This window comes from Streptomyces sp. NPDC048331 (assembly GCF_043201215.1).
Classification (GTDB): domain Bacteria; phylum Actinomycetota; class Actinomycetes; order Streptomycetales; family Streptomycetaceae; genus Streptomyces.
The window spans coordinates 1-16,894 of the sequence record NZ_JBICYT010000076.1; the positions used below are offsets into that span (position 1 = coordinate 1).

A 16,894-nucleotide genomic window follows, 5' to 3' on the forward strand; every position below is an offset into this window, starting at 1 on the left:
ACGACTACGCCCGTGGCGGCCCCCAGACGGACACCTGCCGGGCCGACCACGCGGACCACATCACAGAATGCCCCTGACCCCCACCCGCTGCCCCCGTTATGTTTTTCGCGGTCCTGCAATGGGACCGCTGGCCTCCGGGCCCGGTATGACTGTGTCCCCTCTGTCGAACGCATGACCTGGGGGGTGGTGTCGCCGGGCCCGGGAGGTGCCGTCGGAGACGCTGATGAGAGACCCGGCCACCGCCCGGTCCGGCGCAATGCCGGGCAGCCTGCGGGCGGCAGGTCTGCATAACGTGGATGCGCGAGCACGGTGCCATTGCCGAGGCCGGCACGGTCAACACCTCCGGAAGGGTGCGATGTTAGAAGCCGTATCTCAACCGAACGTGATCGCCTTATTTCTGCTGGTCAGGCATGGTCTAGATCGGAATGAGGGAGGCATCCGACGTCTTGTTTCCGTTCTGTGAGCGAGGGGTGCGCGATGGCGTCGGTGCTGGGAATGTTGGAGGAGCGGGAGACGGCTGCCCGTGTGCGGGTGGAAGGGCTGCGGGATGAAGTCGCCCGGCTGGCCGGGGTGTTGGAGGTCGCCGAGATCGAGCTGGACCGGCGGGTGATCGCGCGGGAAGAGCTGGTCGAGGCCCTGGCGGCCTCGGCTGCCGAGACCACCGCCTCGACCGAGGCGGAGGCGGAGCGGAAAACCGTGCCCTCGCCCGCGCCGGTGCCGGGCTCAATCGTGCCGCCCTGGCGCGAAGGATTGCCGGTGACGGTGCTGGCGCTGGACTACCAGCGGATTCTGAGCGTGCTCGACGAGCGGCAGCCGGCCGGTCAAGGACCGATGAAGGCCAAGGAGATCACGGCGAAGCTGGGCCTTCAGGCGACGTCGGCGAAGGTCGAGGGGGTGCGCTCGAAGGCCAGGCGGCTGGCGGAGCGCGGGTGGCTCATGCAGGAGGCGTCGGGGATGTTCAGTGCCGGCAGGCGGCCCGTGGCCGTGCCAGGCACTGCCCCATCCGCGTGACCATCGACCACCGGATCATCGCCTCGCTGCTGGCCGGCAATGTCTCGTAGTCCCGGGCCAGCCGGCGCGAATGCATCAACCACGCGAACGTGAGCTCTACCACCCAGCGCCTCGGCAGCACCACGAACCCCTCCATATCATCGGTGCGCTTGACGACCTGAAGGGTGAGCGCGAGTTTGTCCCGGGACCAGTCGACCAGGCCGCCGGTGTAACCGCCGTCGGCCCAGACCAGGCAGATGTCACGATGCAGGCGGCGCAGCCGCTGCAGCAGGCCCGGCGCGGCATCCCGGTCCCCGACGTTCGCGGCGGTCACCGCGACGACCAGCAGCAGACCCAGGCAGTCGGTCACGATGTGCCGCTTGCGGCCGCCCACCTTCTTCCCGCCGTCGTAGCCGCGCGAGACGGACGGCACCGAGGCCGCGGCCTTCACCGACTGCGCGTCGATGATCCCGGCCGTCGGCTCCGCCTCACGGCCCTCCCGCTCACGCACCTGTCCGCGCAGCCGGTCGTGGAACTCTGTGATCAGCCCGTGGTCGCGCCAGCGTCGGAAGAAGGCGTAGACCCGGCCCCAGGCGGAAGTCCGCGGGCATCGCCCGCCAGGAGATCCCGCCCGCGACCAGGTAGCGGACCGCGTCCAGCAGCTGGCGGTGGCAGTAGCCCTCGGGGCGTCCACCCCGCCCGTTCAGCCAGGCCGGCACCGGCAGCAACGGCCGGATGGCCGCCCACTCCGCATCGGACATGTCGGAGGGATACCGGCGTTCCCGGTCCGGATGATCGGCCGCGTTGCCGTACACGTGCGCGAGGCAATCACACGATAGAGCAGCCGAGTTGAAGCGAACGGGCTCGGACGCGTACAACAAAGACACCAGGGCCTCCCGGCACTGCTCGGTCAGATTCGCATCCCCGAGCTACCGAGAGGCCCTGTCTCCATGCGCGCACAACGGGAAGATCACCCCGGCGGGAAACCTGTTCGACCCGCGCGTTCCATGATCGGTTGAGATACGGCTTCTCACCGGCACGGCTGGCGCCACCGCGACGTCAAGCCGTCGAACCTTCTCCTGTTGCATGGGCGGTGGACGCTGGCTGACTGGGGCACCGTGCGGCGGCCCCGCGGTCAGACCACCTTCATCGGCCGGACTGGCGCATACATAGGTACGCCCGGGTTCGCTCCGCCTGAGTTGTCCGTCACACCGAATGATGCCGTCCCCGCATCGGACATCTACAGCCTCGGACGCGTAGCCGCGTGGGCCCTCACGGGGGAGTGGCCGCAGGCGAACATTCCACTCCTGCCGACGCAGGAGCCGTGGCGGAGCATCGTCAGAGACGCGACACAGCACGAAATCGCGCGACGGCCGCAGAGTATCGACGAGCTCCTGGCCCTCATCGAACGCGAACAGGACAAGCACCGTTCCTGAACCAGAGCGCAGGACGTGCGCAGGTGTCGGCTTCGACAACGACGCGCGCAGCGACCGCCGTACTCGTGCTCTCGCCGGCGTTGAGTAGATCCCATGACTCGGGAACCCACCACACCAGGTAGGGACGGCATTTAGCCTCTACCTATGGATTCTGAGGAGCTAGAACGCCGAGAGAAGGAGCTGGAGACCTACTGGCATGGGGAGAACGGGTTCCGGCAGAAGTACCTGATCGACATGGTGCCGCTGCCGTTCGTCGCCGACGAGGACGTCATCGGCGGGCGCCTCATCGTGGCCACGGAGGACATGCGGCTGCGGAAGGTTGCTGAGCAGTTCGCCAGCTACTTCAAGCGCGAGCTTTGGTTTGACTTCCTCCAGTTCACGGCCACTGGTAGCGACAGCAGTCAGGAGGTGCTGTTGATCAACTCCAGGGACCTGATCACGCTGTCGCCAGTTGCGTGCGGCGCGGTGGGGTTCGATCTGGACGAGAAGTGCCTGACCTGGGTCTGGATCCACCCCTTCCAGCGGGGAAGAGGTCTTCTCGATCGCGTGTGGGAGGAGCTGGAGCGACGGCACGGGACAGAGTTCACCGTGGAGCAGCCGGTCTCGATCCCGATGCAGCGCTTTCTCCAGAGCAAGGACGTTGACCCTGCCCGCTGGGGCGGGCCCTCCCCCGCCGAGTAGGAGCCTCGCCGCGCCCTTTCCAATCTGGCTGCGAGGTTGGTGGGTTGGGGAGCCTGGCTGTGATCAACAACGAAGCTCCTGGTAAACGGGTCGTCGACCAGAGTTCTTACAGTAGGAACATCCGCCGTGACCGCCGACCCGTTGCGTGCCATGCGGAAGGGGGAGAGTAAGGATGCCGAAGCACACGCGCCGTGCGGCCGTGCTCGCTGCTGAACAGCGCGCGGTCGACCATGCGTACTCCTGCTTGGAGCGGGCCCGGCAGGAGGCGTCGGAGTTGAGCACTCTCGACGCCGCGGCCAGCGGCAAAGACTCCATCGATGCCCGGCGGACCTGGGAGCGGGAGCTGGCATCGCTCGAGATAGGAGGCAAGTCCCTCGTCTTCATGAGGGCCGACGTCGACGAGGGCGAGGGCCGCGACACGTTCTACGTCGGGCGCCGGGTGGTGCGTGACGAGCACAGTAATCCCGTCGTGGTCGCCTGGAGTTCGCAGGCCGCGGTGAACTGGCGGCTGACCAGCGAGCGGGATCCGGGACAGGTACTGCTGTTGCGCCAGATCATCTGCGATCAGCAGTTGGTCAAGCGCTATCTCGACCTCCATGGATCCGAAGCGGAACCAGCAGCGGTACCAGCGGGACCGGTCGACGCTGCCACGCCGGATACGGCGGCTCAGGAACTGGCGTGGCGCGATCCACTCCTCGAGGAGATAGACCGCGCGCGCGATGGTTTTATGCACGACATCGTCGAGACCATCCAGCGGGAACAGCTCCAGCTCGTGGCGGAGGAGCCTGCAGGAGTGCTCGTGATCCAGGGAGGTCCGGGCACGGGCAAGACCGCGGTCGGCCTGCACCGCGTAACTTGGCTGCTGGACAACAAGCACCGGACGGCCAAGGACATCCTCGTAATCGGACCCAACCGGGGATTCCTCGACTACGTGGGTGTCACCCTGTCCGAACTCGGCAGCGACGACGTGTCGATGCTCGAACTTCCCGCGCTGTGGTCGGCGGCAGCGTCGCCCCGCGACCCGCGTCCGGTCGCCGCGTTGAAGGCTGACCCGAGGATGGCCGCGGTACTGCGCAGGGCCGTCGACTGCGAGACGATGAGTTCGGCTGAGCGACTGACCGCCCTGGTGGGTGGGCCGCTATTCACCTTCGAGTTGAACCGCCGCGAAGTCATCGTCCCTGTGGAGGAGATAGCAGAGATCGCTGGTGCGGCGCTGGCCGGCGACAGTCCGTACCAGGTGCGCCGGGAGCGGTGCGTACAGCAGATCACACAGCACTTGACCGATGTCTACGTCGGGCTGCTGCCCGGCCCTGCCGACATCGACTACCTGGCCGAGATAGGCAGGGCTCGCCCTGTCGTGCGCCTCCTCAAGCGGATCTGCCCCAGCCTCGTGGCCCAGGACGTGCTGCGGGGCCTGTTCTCCGGCGGGGCCGCCCTCGGCCGGGCGGCCGAGGGCATTCTGTCGGCCGTCGAACAGGACCTGCTCACCGCACCCCACCGGGGGGCCGGTCGGGGGAGCCGTACAGCGCGCTCGCGAACCGAGCCGAGCCGCGAAGACCTGGTCCTTCTGGATGAGTTGGAGTTCCTACTGGGCGGGCGCCCCCGGAAGGTGTACGGGCACCTGGTCATCGACGAGGCACAGGACGTCACACCGATGGAAGCCCGGGCTCTGGCACGCCGCTGCCCCAGCGGTTCGATGACGGTACTCGGAGACCTCGCGCAGTCGACCGGTCCGTACCTCCACCAGGACTGGGACGAGCTCGGGCGGTTGCTCACGGGCAGGGACGGATGGCGGGTCACCCAGCTGCTGACTGGGTTCCGCGTACCGGGAGAGGTCATGGACTACGTGGCCCGGCTGGGGGTGCACTGCGCGCCCGGCGTGGCAGTGCCCGACTCGGTGCGGGACACAGGTACGGACGTCGCGGTGGTCCGGGGAGCGGAGGCGGGCACTCTGGCCGCCGACGCCGTGGCACGACTGCGGGCGAGCACGCCCGGCAGGGGGGACGAACGTTCGATCGGCGTGATCGTGCCGCCGGGCGGTACGTGGGGCAGCGACATGGCGCGCGCGCTCGGTCCGGAAGGTCTCGCGAACCTCGCCGTCCTCACCCCGGCCGAGGCTAAGGGGCTCGAATTCGACCACGTCGTGGTGGTGGAAGCCGCGGAGATCGTCGCGGGCGAGTCCGTGGGCCTGAGGCATCTGTACGTCGCGCTGACGCGGTGTACCCAGTCGCTGACCGTGGTCCACTCCCTGCCGCTGCCCCCGCAGATCGGGGGCCCGAGCCGACCTCCTACGCCCACTGCCTCTCCGGCTCCCGCCCCGCGTGACGTGGAGGGTTCCACCGCGGATCCCGCGGCGAGCCTGTGCAGCCGGTACTTCGCCGACGGAACTCCGTGCACCCACTCCACTCACCACGCCGACAAGTGGTGCCGGACGGCCCCCTGCGGAGGCTTCCGTACTGCTGAACCGGTGGCCGTCGCCAGGCCCCGCCACCTCGCCCCACCGGTGGGTGCGCGAGACCAGGGCCGTCTCGACCTCCACGCGCGGCAACGTGCCGCCGTGCGGGTCAGCTCGGGAGCATGCGGGGCGTTCGTCGCGCGGCACCGGGGCAGCCTGCGCGAGGCGGCGGTGGAACTGCACGCCATGCTGGCCTCGTTCATCGAGCGTGCCCGGCACCTGCGCGCCGCGGATGGCACCTGGACCCTGGACCTGGCGGGATTCCGCATCATGCTCAGCCCCGAGGCCGACACGATCACGGGCTACGATGCCGTGCACGCGGAGCGGAGCTTTGCGCAGCTCGAAGCGGGTGTCGCGTCCCGAGTCGGCAAGGACGCCCGGGCTGCGCGGAGATCGGCCCTGACTGCGCTGGCGCCGGAGAGCGGACCGCCGCTGGGCGCGGTCGAGCAGGTTCGCCTGCTCGACGCCTTGGCGCTGCATGCCACCGTCTCGGCCTGCGCCGGTTACGAACGGGTGGGGCAGGTCCGCGGTATGGCCGACGAAGCCTTCGTCCATGCGATGCGCGCAGCGCTCGCCGATGATCTGAGCACCGCGGACATCGAGTTGTTCGAGACTCGTGTCATCGTCGAGGGCGGCCGCTTCCAGTGGCGGCTCTCGGCCGACGGCCGCTCCCTGCTCACCGTGCGTGAACCGGGTACGGACGTGTACCGGAGACCGCCGGCCTTGCCCGACCCCGTCTCCGAGCCTCGAAGGGCGACCATGCTAACGACCGACCCGGCACCCCGACCCGTCGCACAGGGGCGGGCGGAGGACGAGTGGCCAGCCGAGGCGAACGCCGGGTTGGAACACCTTGTGGCCGAGCGCACGGTGGCTGCCCGGGCGGACCGATCCCACGAAGCGCTCCGGCACCGCCTGCTCGCAGACCTCTACGACAGCGCGCCGGAGGTCGGGGAGAACGTATTCGTGGACGCCTGGTGCACGCGGGCCGATGGCACCGTGCTCTTCGACGTACTGGGCAGTGAGGAGAGAACGTACCCGTCCATTCGGGAGTCGGCACTCCACCTCATGGAGGTGTCCCACCTGCGTACGGAGGGTCAGGCGGAGTTCCTCGTCATCGTGCTGGCCGGCGAGCCGGCGGAGCCATGGGTGGCCAACGCGGTCGACGGCGCCTTCAGCGTGCTCCTCGCCTGGCGCGACGGCGGGACCTGGGCGGGGCCGGGCGCGCGGCACATCGTGTCCTAGCGAGGGCCCTGTGAACATCCCGAGAAGACCTGCCAAAATATGACGCAGGTTGTAAGGCGGGAGACGAGCGGGGTTGCATGGGGAACGAGGACGCTTCGGCCGGTCAACTCGGCGGCGGATTCGGCGTGGGGGAACAACTGATCACGGAGTCGATGACGCGATCTGAGATGGTCGAGGCGTGGCGGGCGCGGCGGTCCGCCCGCCGCTCGGCCGCGGTGGCTGTCCCCGGGGGCGCGGTCGACGGATTTGCGTTGCGCAAGTGGCGCAAGGCCGGGGTCTTCGGCGCGGAGGCGGTGGCGCGTGTCGAGGACTTGCTGCGGGGACTGTTGGACTCCGCGGAAGCCCAGGACGAAACCCGGCGGTGGGGTGCAGACACGATTCGCGCATGTCTGGATGGACAGCCGGCGCCCCAGTTGCTCCCCGCCATCAAGGCACTGCTCGAAGCCGCTGAACCGGGCCGGGCCATCGCCCAGACCGCCGCCGTGCTCTCCGTCGTACATGAAGCCGGCCTGCCCTGGCTCTCCCCGGCCGGTGAGCGCCGCCTCGCGGTCATCGCGGGAGCGGTCCCGGCGGCCGACCTCGGCGCGGCCGATCTCCCCCTCGCCGAGGAGGACCCCGCCGGAGCGTTCGCGCTTCAGCAGGCCCTCGACCGGCGGAGCCTGGACGAACTGACCGTGCACCAACTGGAGGCAGTTGTCCCTTGGGCGCCCCTCGGCGTGGTCGACGACCTCATCGAGGCAGGCGTACTGGACCGCGGCCACCAGCCGTGGAGCATGCGGGCGGACGCCGGCGAACAGAGCTACCTGCTGGCCAGGCTCGCACCAGAGAAGACGGACATTGCCCTCGCCCGCTCCCTCGGCTGGGACGAGCCCGCGGAGCGGGAGGCGTTCTTGGCAGGTGCGCCGGTCCAGTCGGCACCTGGCAGCCTGTACGACCTGCTCCAGCGCATCACGGACGGCGAGACGGAGGTCCTCAAGGAACTCGAGGAGCTGATGCCCCGCGAGCTGGTGCTGCGCCTGCGCAAGGTGCGGGAGGGCGCCATGACGGGCTCCTGGGACCCGGACATCCCCGCCGACCGCGGGCTGTGGCGGCTGATGTGCGCCCTGTGGGAGCCGAGGGCGGCGGTCAATCCGGCGCGTGGCCCGTACTACGCCCTCGTGGCGCTGCGGCATGCCTACGACCTCATCTGCCAGGGCGAGAGGAAGAAAGCCCAGGCACAGGTAGACAAGCTCGTCGATTACGACGGCGTGCCGGCCGAGCACGCGGCCGAGGCATGGAACATGTTCGCCTACCTCGCCCTGCTCGACGACAATCTCGACCTGGCCTACGTCTCGCTGGCGCGCGTCGCCCGAACCGACCGGCGGGTCGAGGAAAACCTGGCCCTGCTGGAACGCCGTCGTGGGACCAGGCGCAACGACCGGGACCAGCCCGCCAATCCCTATCTGGAGCTGGGGCTGCCGCACAAGAGTGAGCACTGGAAGCACCAGTGGCGCGAGCGCAGGCGGGCCGACCGGGACGACCTCGACCTGGCGGCACAAGCCAACTGGGCGAAACTCCGTATCGAGCAGGCCGAGCGGACCGAGGACTGGTCCGACTTCTTCGTACTACCGCTGGATCCAGCGGCCTTGCGACTGCCCATGGTGAGACCGAAGTCCCTGATCCCGAGGCTCGCCGCGATGCCGCGCCGGACCACACACCGGGCCGCTGCGGACCTCGCGGCGGTACGCGACCGCGCGATCGCCGACCTTCTTCCCACCCTCTTGACCGCGCCCCGGCGCCCCGATCACGACCACAGGACGACTTCATGAGCAGCAAGTCCGCAGGCCGCAAGAACACCCCTAACGCGGCCGGGCAGACCAAGAAGCCCACAGGGCGGACCCGCCGCAAGGAGAACCAGGAGTTCGTGGCGGACATGAAGCTGCGCACCCTCAGGCCGGAGGAACTCCTCCATCCGGCGCAGCTCCTGGCCCGGTTCACCGAAAGGGCCACGGAGCTGATCTCGCAGCTTCCGCAGGAAGCACGCCCCACCCCCGCCACGGTCAACGCGGCGCTGCGGCAGGGCGTGCTCGAGGCATTCCGGACGCGGGACGAGCACATCGCGCGGCTGGTCGAGACCGACCTCCTCGCGAGCATGCCCGAACAGGGGGCGAAAGCCATCCGCCGGGCGGTGCGTGCCTCGCTCGTCGACATGGGGGTCCGTGTGGTCGAGGAGGCCGACGAGCAGGAATTTTTTGTCGTCGTCGAGGGGGAAGGTGAGGGCTTCGAGCTGGTCCGGCCGGCCTACGTGGACCAGGCGACGGACAAGCTGCTGCTCGCCGGGCAGCTGCGCCGCATCCCGGCGCCGAGGACCCTGCCGGAGCAGGACGAGAGCAGCGCGGTGAACGCGCAGGGAGTCGATGCCAAGTGACCTCGACAGGAATCGATTTCGGTACGACCAATTCCGTCGTGGCCCAGTGGCAGGGTGAAGACGCCGAGGTGCTGCCGCTCGATGCCCACCACATCGACGCCGACTGGCGGCGCCCGGGGTTCGAGCAGCTCTTCCCCTCGGTCGTGGGTGTCAGCTCGCTGCGGCGTGGACCTCTGTTCGGCTGGGAGGCCAAGCTTCGCTCAGAGGAGGCGGCCGAAGCCTGCAAGCGACTGCTGAAAAGCGACGAGTACGTGACCATCCAGGGCAGGCGCTTCGCGGCGACCACTGTCGCGGCGGGTGTATTCACCGCCATGCGCGATGGCGCTCAGCACAACCTCACCGACATCGATCGCGCAGTCATCACAGTGCCCGCCAACGCGACGGGCGCTGCCCGGTTCCGGACCAGGGCGGCGGCACGGTTCGCCGGCATCGAGGTCCAGGCCTTGCTCAACGAGCCGACAGCGGCCGCCATCTCTTACGTCCACGACTTCCGCGAGGACTCCCAGATCCTGGTTTTCGACTGGGGAGGCGGCACGATCGATGTGACCGTGCTCGACTACGCGGACGGGTTCTTCGAAGAACGCGCGTCCCGCGGGGTGACGGAGCTCGGCGGTCTGGAGATCGACCGGCGGCTGCGTGAACTTGTCCTCGAACGCGCGCCCGCGCGCAGGGCCTGGACTCCGGCGCAGGAGCGGCAGTTCCGGCTTGACGTGGAGCGGAACAAGATCCTGCTCTCCTCCCAGTCGTTCGTCACGGTGATCACGCCCGACGGTGTCGGCGTCGAGATCCACCAGGGGGAGCTGGAGGAGGCGATCAGTGACCTCGTCGACCGCGCCCTCGGACCGGTGGAGCAGTGCCTAAGGGACCTGCACATGGCCCCGCTCGACGTGGACGAGATCCTCATGATCGGCGGTACGAGTCAGATCCCGAGCGTGCGAGCCGCGGTGGCCGAAGCACTTCAGATGGAGCCCGTGCCCACCGAACTGTGTGACCCGATGACGGCGGTGGCGCGCGGCGCGTCGATCGCGGCGGCGGTGCTCGCTGGTGAGACTGAGGGGGTCATCCAGGTTGCCACCAGCCATGCGCTTGGCACGATGGTCAAGGACTCCGCGGGCCGCAAGCGGTTCAGCCAGATCATCCCCAGGAACTCGCCGCTGCCCTGGAAGGAGCGCAAGAGCTACACGCCGCAGAAGGACCACGCGCGGAAGCTGTCCGTGGAAATCTGGGAGGGCGACCCGGACAAGGAGCTTGCCCACCGCGACAACGTGCAGCTCACCGAGCTCACCCTCACCTACCCAACGCCGCGGGTCCGCGATGAGTCCCGCTTCGATCTGGAGTACACGTACGACTCCAACGGGCTGCTCCACGTCAAGGCCACGTTGGAGCACACGGGGGAGGTAGTGGTCGACCAGGAGGTCGAAAGCTTTGGTTCGGGTGGCCCCACGCCCGAGGTCCGGGAGGAGCTGGACCGCCTGCTCAAGGCCAACTCGAATCCGGACCCCTTCGGGTCTACCCCCTCGGCTGGGGGCGCCCGCCCCGTTCCAGCGCCGCCCAAGGCTCGGCCGGTCACTGTCGACGGCGGCCCACACACCCTGGTCATCGACGGCTCCAACCTCGCCTGGATCGGTCATTCACCGGTCCGTCCGGGGGTCTACGAGGATGACGACCACCCGAGCTTCTCCCAGCTCCAGGCCGCGCGGGCGGCGCTCGCCAAGAGGTACCCCGAAGCCGACATCCACGTCGTGGTCGATGCCACCTTCCGGCACAAGGTCTCGGACGGAGAGCGGGAAGCGGTGGTGGCCGCGCTTAGCAAGGGCGACATCATCCAGCCGCCGGCCGGTACCGAGGGCAAGGGGGATGCCCTCGTCGCGGCTATTGCGGATGACTCTGGTGCGATGGTCGTGACGAACGACAACTTTGCGGAGTTGCAAGGCCGCTATCCGTGGCTCCGGGAGAAGGGGCGGGTTCTGGGCGCCACATGCGCCAAGGGGGCCTGGTTCTTCACCAACCGTACCTGCGTGGCGCCGCGGGGGCGGGGGTGAGGGGTACCCGGCCGTGTTGATGCTGCGTGAGCTACTTGCCGATTCGGGCTCTGCCGGGGACGGGGTTGGCGATGACCAGGAGGTGGGCCGAGACATCGGTGAGTGCGGGGTGTGGGTAGGCGATCCGTGCTGCGGTGAGGACCGCGTCGTACAGGTCTGTGCCTAATAGGTCGGTATCGGTGTACTTCTCGATGGCTTTTGACCCCACCCAGCCGGGTCCTTTGACGCCGGGTTCGCTAGAAGTAGGCACGGCGGGAGCGCCGCAGCGGCGCGGGAAGCCTGTTTCGTGTGCCGCCGATCTGCCCCGGGCTGATCGCACGGCCGGCCATGATTCCGGGGCTCAGCGCGGTCCGGCGCTGGCCGGCGCCCCGGACCATGACCGGTTCCCGCCCTTGACGCGCGGGTGCCCGTGTACGAGCGTCGCACGCAAATACGCGCAACTCACTGGACAGGGGAGATCGTCATGGCGCTACGGTTCGTCGGGATAGACCCCAGCACTGGCGGCGGAGGTTCCCCCACCGTCTGGGTTGACGAGGAGAAACAGGAACTCGTCATCCAGGGGTGGAACCTCGACCTGGCCCGCACGGCCGAGGTGGCGTCCACCGAGTGGGTCGCCGGGCACGCCGTCGGCATACCCGAGGGCGAGACGCCGGTGCGGGTCCCGTTCCGGCTGGTTCCGATTTTGAGGGAGGCATGTGATGTCGCAGAACGCTCCGGACTTCGCCGCACTGATGAGGCAGGCTGAGCACAGCGCGGTCCACCTGGAGATGCGCGACACCTACGGTGTCGGCGACGAGGCCGAGGAGTTCGAGGAGTTCAAGCGCACCGGCCACGTCGACCTCGACCCCACCTTGCGATGGTGGCCCGAGTGGCTCGGCATCGTCCGGGATACGGTCGGCCGCGGCGTGGTCATGCGGCGGGCGCGGATCGTCTCTGAGCCGGTGACCGATTACATCCGCTGGGAACACGCCGTCACCTCGATGAACATCGAGGCCGGGGAACAGGTCCGCTGGCTTCCGCGTCGGCGGGCGTCGGACATCGCGCTGCCGGGGAACGACCTGTGGCTGATCGATCGCCGCCTGGTGATGTTCCATTTCTGGACGGGCGAAGGCGACTGGGCCGGCCACGAGTTCACGGAGGAGCCCTCCGTCGTCAAGCTCGTCACCGACGCCTTCGAGACAGTGTGGGAGCGCGGTACCCCTCACGAGCAGTACACCGTCTGACTCCGACCGGACCCACCTCCCATGGCCTCTTCCCCGTCATCCAGCGCGCAGGCGGCCCGTGAAGCGCTGGCCATGCGTCTGTCCCACATCCGCAAGGACGCCGGTCTCACCCGGCGGGAGCTGTCCGCCCGGTGCGGCTGGCATCCCGCGAAGACGACCAGGCTTCAAAAGGGTGAGATCGCAGCCTCGGACTCGGACATCCGCGCCTGGTGCGCGGCCACCGACTCCGACGACCAGGCGGCCGACCTGATCGCCACCGCCCGCGCTGTCGATTCGATGTACCAGGAGTGGCGTCGCCTCCACCGCAACGGAATGCGCAAAGCCCAGGAAGACTGGTCGGACCGGCATCGGCAAGCCCGAATCTGCCGTACCTACGTCTCCAACGTGGTCCCCGGCTACCTTCAGACCCCCGGGTACGCCACCGCGCTCATGCGCAGCATCACCACCTTCCAGGGCACTCCTGACGATGTGACCGAGGCCGTGGCCGCCCGCGTCGCCCGCAGCCGGTTCCTCTACGAGGGCGGCCACCGCTTCGTTGTGCTCATGGAGGAGTGGGTCCTACGCTCGCGGATCGGCGACGTCGACACGATGACCGCCCAGCTCCGGCACCTCCTCAACGTGCAGCCGCTCGCTTCGGTCTCCCTCGGGATCATCCCGGCCAGCGCACAGCGCACTATCTGGCCGTTGGAGGCGTTCTACCTCTTCGATGACCGCCAAGCCGCCGTTGAGACCCTGACCGCCGAGGTCAACATTACCCAGCCCCGGGAACTCGCAGACTACGCTCAGGCGTTCGCCGGCCTGGCGGACATGGCGGTCTATGGCGACAATGCCCGCGCACTGATCACGGCCGCGATCGGCTCCCTCGGATGAGAATCCGCAATTAGGCGCAACTTCGTTGAGTGCGGATCCCCCGTCTCCCTACGGTGAGGACACGCCGCTCGGGGTGGTTACAGGCCTCCGGGTGGCTCCCCGAAGCAGCGGACCGCAGTCCCTCGCGCTGCGGTCCGCTGCCCCCACCGGTCAGGAGCACGCCATGCCCGAGCCTCCCTCGCCTGCCAGCTCCAGGACCAGCCGGAGTACGCCCCCTGGGGCGACGTCTTCGGCAGCCCGACCCCGACTCGCACTGCGAACCCGCGCCGAGCACGGCATGGAGAGATTCCTGCGCCGTGCCGACCGCGACGACCGGGGCGACCAGGTCGATGCGGCATGAGCAGGCTTCCCGACTGGCTGTACACGGGCGCCCGTGTCCTGGACTCCGTCAAGGACCGCGAAGGAGTCATCCAGCTTCATCGGCGAGTGGGAAGACCCCCAAACCCGCCGCGTCAACCCCGAGGCCGTCTTCTTGCGCCCTGAAAGGGGCGGCGTCGAAGGGTCGTAGCCGACCACCAGGTGCTCCGCCAGGCCGACGCCCGCTGAATACCGAGACTTCCCGCCCCGCGCCTCCTACAGGGCCACGACCGGGGCGGGCAAACCACTTCCTGCCGGATGACCGGCAGGACAACACCACGAGGAACAAGAAGGAGTACGCGATGAACGAGAACACGCAGACGCAGGACAGCGGTCTGGTGGTCGGCGTCCGCCGAATCACCGCGGCCCGCACCCGTGCCGAGGAAGCCTCGGACAACACGGGCGGCAAGTCGGACATGAACGACACCTGATCCACGGAAGGACACGCGCACGATGACTGATTCCTCATCGTGGGCGGCGCGGCTGGGCGGGGACACGTTCCTCGCCCAGTCGTGTTTCCGCGCCCACAAAGTGATCCGCTCCACCGGCGACACCAGCGCCTCGCCGCTGTCCTGGGACGAGCTGAACGAGATCATCGCCACGCACCGCCTGGAGCCGCCGCGGATGCGGCTCTCCCGTGCAGGCGAAGCCGTCCCCGCCACTGCGTACTCCCTGCTCCGCACCAACCGCAGGGGCACCTCCTGGTACCAGCCCGAGCCCGTCGAGTTCCACGCACGGCTCGCTGAGGGCGCTTCCCTCGTGATCGACGCCATCGACCAGATCCACGCGCCCATCCGCGAGTCCGCCGAGGAGCTGGAGCGGTTCTTCCGCACGTCGGTCCAGGCCAACGCGTACGCCTCCTGGACGGCCGAAGAGGGCTTCGGTACCCACTGGGACGACCACGACGTAGTGGTGCTCCAGGTCGACGGCGCGAAGCGGTGGAAGATCTACGGCCCCACCCGGCAGGCGCCTGCATGGCGCGACATCGAAACCCCTGAAGCCCCGACGGACGAGCCGCTGGCGGACATCGTGCTCACGCCCGGCGATGTGCTCTACCTCCCGCGCGGCTGGTGGCATGCCGTCACCGCCGACCAGGGAACCCCCTCCCTTCACCTCACATTCGGACTCGCCACGCAGACCGGCGCCGAATTCCTGGGCTGGGCAGTGGACGAGCTACGCGTCAATGCCACTGTCCGCCAGGACGTCCCCCGGCACAGCAACCAGCGTGAGCGGGCCGCCTACCTCGAGGCCGTACGCAAGGACGTCGTGGCGCTCCTCGACGAGCCGGACGTGCTCGACCGCTGGGCCCGCTCGATCGACAGCACGCACCCCGGACGCCCCCGCCTGTCCCTGCCCCACCTGGGCGCCGTCCTCGCCGAGCCCCGGACCACGGTCAAGCTCACCGCCCCCCGCGCCCACCTCGACCAGGACGACCAGGTGGTGACGCTCGCCGGCGCGGGTAAGGAGTTCACCTTCGCCCTCCCTGTCGCCCCGCTCCTGCACCTCCTGGCCGAAGGCGGGCCGGTCACCCTTGCCGCGCTCGCGAAGCACTCCGGGCTCACGGTCGACCAGGCCGCGGAGGTCATGACCGCGCTGGTCGCAGGACAGGCCGCCGCCGTGGTCGGGAGCAGCCGGTGACCGCCTTGCTCGGTCTGGGCACGTACAAGGTCCGCGACGTCGCCAAAGCGGCGCGCATCGCCTGCTCCCATGGCACGGCCTGGATCGACACCGCCCCCAACTACGGCCGCGCGCACCAGGAACTCGCCCCAGTCCTCGTCGAGAACGTGCAGGTCAAGGTGTCCACGAAGACGGGCTTCTTCGGTAGGCAGGAGGGCACTGCGGCGGTCCAGCAGGGCATCCTCACCGACGACCAGGCCGCCGCCGGCCACAGCCTCGCTCCCGAACTCCTGCAGTGGCAGACGGACCGGTCACTGGATGTCCTCGGCCGCGCTGACATCGTGTTCGTCCACAATCCCGAGCACGCCCACCTCGACCGCGAGGAACTGCACGAGCAGCTGCGCGAGGCATTCGCCGTGCTGGAGGAGTTCGCCCACGCCGGGCGCATTGGAGGGTACGGCGTGGCCGCCTGGTCCGCCTTCACCTCCGGCGCGTTCACCGTCACCGAACTCCTCGACCTCGCGCGGGAAGCCGCCGGATCGGGTGAACATCACCTGCGCGCCGTACAGCTCCCGGTGAGCCTTGTCATGGCCCGGCCCATCAGTCTCGCCCTGGACGGCCGCGGCCCCTTGGTGCAGGCTCGTGCGGCGGGGCTGACCACGTTCGGCTCCTCGCCCCTGCACGGCGGAGAACTCCCGCACTTGGCCACACCTGAACTGGCCGACTACATCCGCCCCGGCAGCACGCCGGCCGCCGCCTGTCTTCTCGCCGCCGTCTCCTGCCCCAGCCTCGACGTGGTACTGCTGTCCGCGAGCACCCCCGAGCACTGGGCCGCCGCGCAGGAGGCCGCCGCCGCCCCGCTCGCACCCGACCACCTGAGGAAGGTCACCGATGTACTCGCCCAAGGATGACGAGACCCAAGGCCGCATGGAGCACGCCCTGGCCCGCGCCTGCGACCACTTCGGTACCACCGCGACCGGCCCGGTCTCCTGGGGCTGGCTCGGCCGCACCATCGGCTCCCGCACCACCGATGACCGGTGGCTGCGCGTCCACTGCGGAGAGATCGCGAAGGCATCAGCCGCGATGACGGAGGGGATGGTGGTCGCCGAGGAGCGGATCTCCAGCCTGGTCTCCCGCCCGCACCTGCACGGCCTGCACCGCTGGGAGTCCGCCCCCTACGTCTTCGAGGGCGAGCTGATCGACTACATCGCCCAGCCGGTGATCTCCCCGGAGACGCCCGACCTCGCCGAGGACCCGCACCTGCCCGATGCCTGGTGGAGCGACCTGCGAAACAGCCTGGATGCCCTCGCCGACGCCGAGCCCCCGCGGACCACCATCCGCCAGGAGTGGGCGGATCGCGTGTTCCCCGAATTCCTCGGCATCCCCGCGCCGGCCATCACCGAACGCGTCACCGGCCACGCCGATCTCCAGTGGGCCAACATCACCGGACCCCCTTTCGTCCTGCTGGACTGGGAACGCTGGTTGCGACACGAGGTCGCACAACATGAGCGGATCACGGGAAAGGAGGGTGGGCGTATGCCTGCGCCGTGATCTCGGGCTAGTACTCGATGCCC

At 69.0% G+C, this 16,894-nt stretch carries 14 protein-coding genes and 1 pseudogene; 14 read left to right on the forward strand and 1 reads right to left on the reverse strand.

Annotated elements, in window-relative coordinates; translation table 11 throughout:
- The first annotated feature begins 477 nt into the window (after positions 1–477).
- Positions 478–1,011 (forward strand): hypothetical protein, encoded by a 534-nt coding sequence (locus ACGFYY_RS41390; protein ID WP_393717674.1) that lies wholly within the window; start codon positions 478–480, stop codon positions 1,009–1,011.
- On the opposite strand, the pseudogene ACGFYY_RS41395 reads toward ACGFYY_RS41390, so the two are convergent.
- Positions 959–1,751: pseudogene (locus tag ACGFYY_RS41395) on the reverse strand (IS5 family transposase). The gene ACGFYY_RS41390 and the pseudogene ACGFYY_RS41395 overlap by 53 nt on opposite strands.
- A gap of 321 nt (positions 1,752–2,072) precedes the next feature.
- Between ACGFYY_RS41395 and ACGFYY_RS41400 the strand changes: the two are divergent.
- The 13 genes from ACGFYY_RS41400 to ACGFYY_RS41460 all read left to right on the forward strand — a co-directional run bounded on the left by ACGFYY_RS41400 (position 2,073) and on the right by ACGFYY_RS41460 (position 16,871).
- Positions 2,073–2,426, forward strand: a complete 354-nt coding sequence (locus tag ACGFYY_RS41400) for a hypothetical protein (RefSeq protein WP_393717676.1) — start codon at positions 2,073–2,075, stop codon at positions 2,424–2,426.
- Positions 2,427–2,570: 144 nt separating this feature from the next.
- Complete coding sequence (locus ACGFYY_RS41405) at positions 2,571–3,107, forward strand: hypothetical protein (RefSeq protein WP_393717678.1); 537 nt, start codon at positions 2,571–2,573, stop codon at positions 3,105–3,107.
- Between the two features lie 172 nt (positions 3,108–3,279).
- On the forward strand, positions 3,280–6,804 hold the full coding sequence (locus ACGFYY_RS41410; RefSeq protein ID WP_393717680.1) for a HelD family protein: 3,525 nt from the start codon (positions 3,280–3,282) through the stop codon (positions 6,802–6,804).
- A gap of 77 nt (positions 6,805–6,881) precedes the next feature.
- Positions 6,882–8,612 (forward strand): hypothetical protein, encoded by a 1,731-nt coding sequence (locus ACGFYY_RS41415; protein WP_393717682.1) that lies wholly within the window; start codon positions 6,882–6,884, stop codon positions 8,610–8,612.
- A complete protein-coding gene (locus ACGFYY_RS41420; protein ID WP_393717684.1) occupies positions 8,609–9,211 on the forward strand; it encodes a hypothetical protein in 603 nt (200 codons plus the stop codon). The genes ACGFYY_RS41415 and ACGFYY_RS41420 overlap by 4 nt, the downstream gene beginning before the upstream one ends.
- Positions 9,208–11,253: an Hsp70 family protein gene (locus ACGFYY_RS41425; RefSeq protein WP_393717686.1), complete on the forward strand. Its 2,046-nt coding sequence runs from the start codon at positions 9,208–9,210 to the stop codon at positions 11,251–11,253. Before ACGFYY_RS41420 ends, ACGFYY_RS41425 begins: the two co-directional genes overlap by 4 nt.
- A gap of 463 nt (positions 11,254–11,716) precedes the next feature.
- Complete coding sequence (locus ACGFYY_RS41430; RefSeq protein WP_393717688.1) at positions 11,717–11,998, forward strand: hypothetical protein; 282 nt, start codon at positions 11,717–11,719, stop codon at positions 11,996–11,998.
- Complete coding sequence (locus ACGFYY_RS41435; RefSeq protein ID WP_393717690.1) at positions 11,952–12,476, forward strand: DUF6879 family protein; 525 nt, start codon at positions 11,952–11,954, stop codon at positions 12,474–12,476. The genes ACGFYY_RS41430 and ACGFYY_RS41435 overlap by 47 nt, the downstream gene beginning before the upstream one ends.
- Positions 12,477–12,497: 21 nt before the next feature.
- A complete protein-coding gene (locus tag ACGFYY_RS41440; RefSeq protein WP_393717692.1) occupies positions 12,498–13,346 on the forward strand; it encodes a helix-turn-helix domain-containing protein in 849 nt (282 codons plus the stop codon).
- A gap of 659 nt (positions 13,347–14,005) precedes the next feature.
- Positions 14,006–14,134: a hypothetical protein gene (locus ACGFYY_RS41445; RefSeq protein WP_389810002.1), complete on the forward strand. Its 129-nt coding sequence runs from the start codon at positions 14,006–14,008 to the stop codon at positions 14,132–14,134.
- Positions 14,135–14,156: 22 nt separating this feature from the next.
- On the forward strand, positions 14,157–15,341 hold the full coding sequence (locus ACGFYY_RS41450; RefSeq protein WP_393717694.1) for a JmjC domain-containing protein: 1,185 nt from the start codon (positions 14,157–14,159) through the stop codon (positions 15,339–15,341).
- Positions 15,338–16,231, forward strand: coding sequence for an aldo/keto reductase (locus ACGFYY_RS41455; RefSeq protein WP_393717696.1), 894 nt, complete (start codon positions 15,338–15,340; stop codon positions 16,229–16,231). The genes ACGFYY_RS41450 and ACGFYY_RS41455 overlap by 4 nt, the downstream gene beginning before the upstream one ends.
- Entirely contained in the window at positions 16,212–16,871 is a 660-nt protein-coding gene (locus ACGFYY_RS41460; RefSeq protein WP_393717698.1) for a hypothetical protein, read from the forward strand. Before ACGFYY_RS41455 ends, ACGFYY_RS41460 begins: the two co-directional genes overlap by 20 nt.
- Positions 16,872–16,894 lie beyond the last annotated feature (23 nt).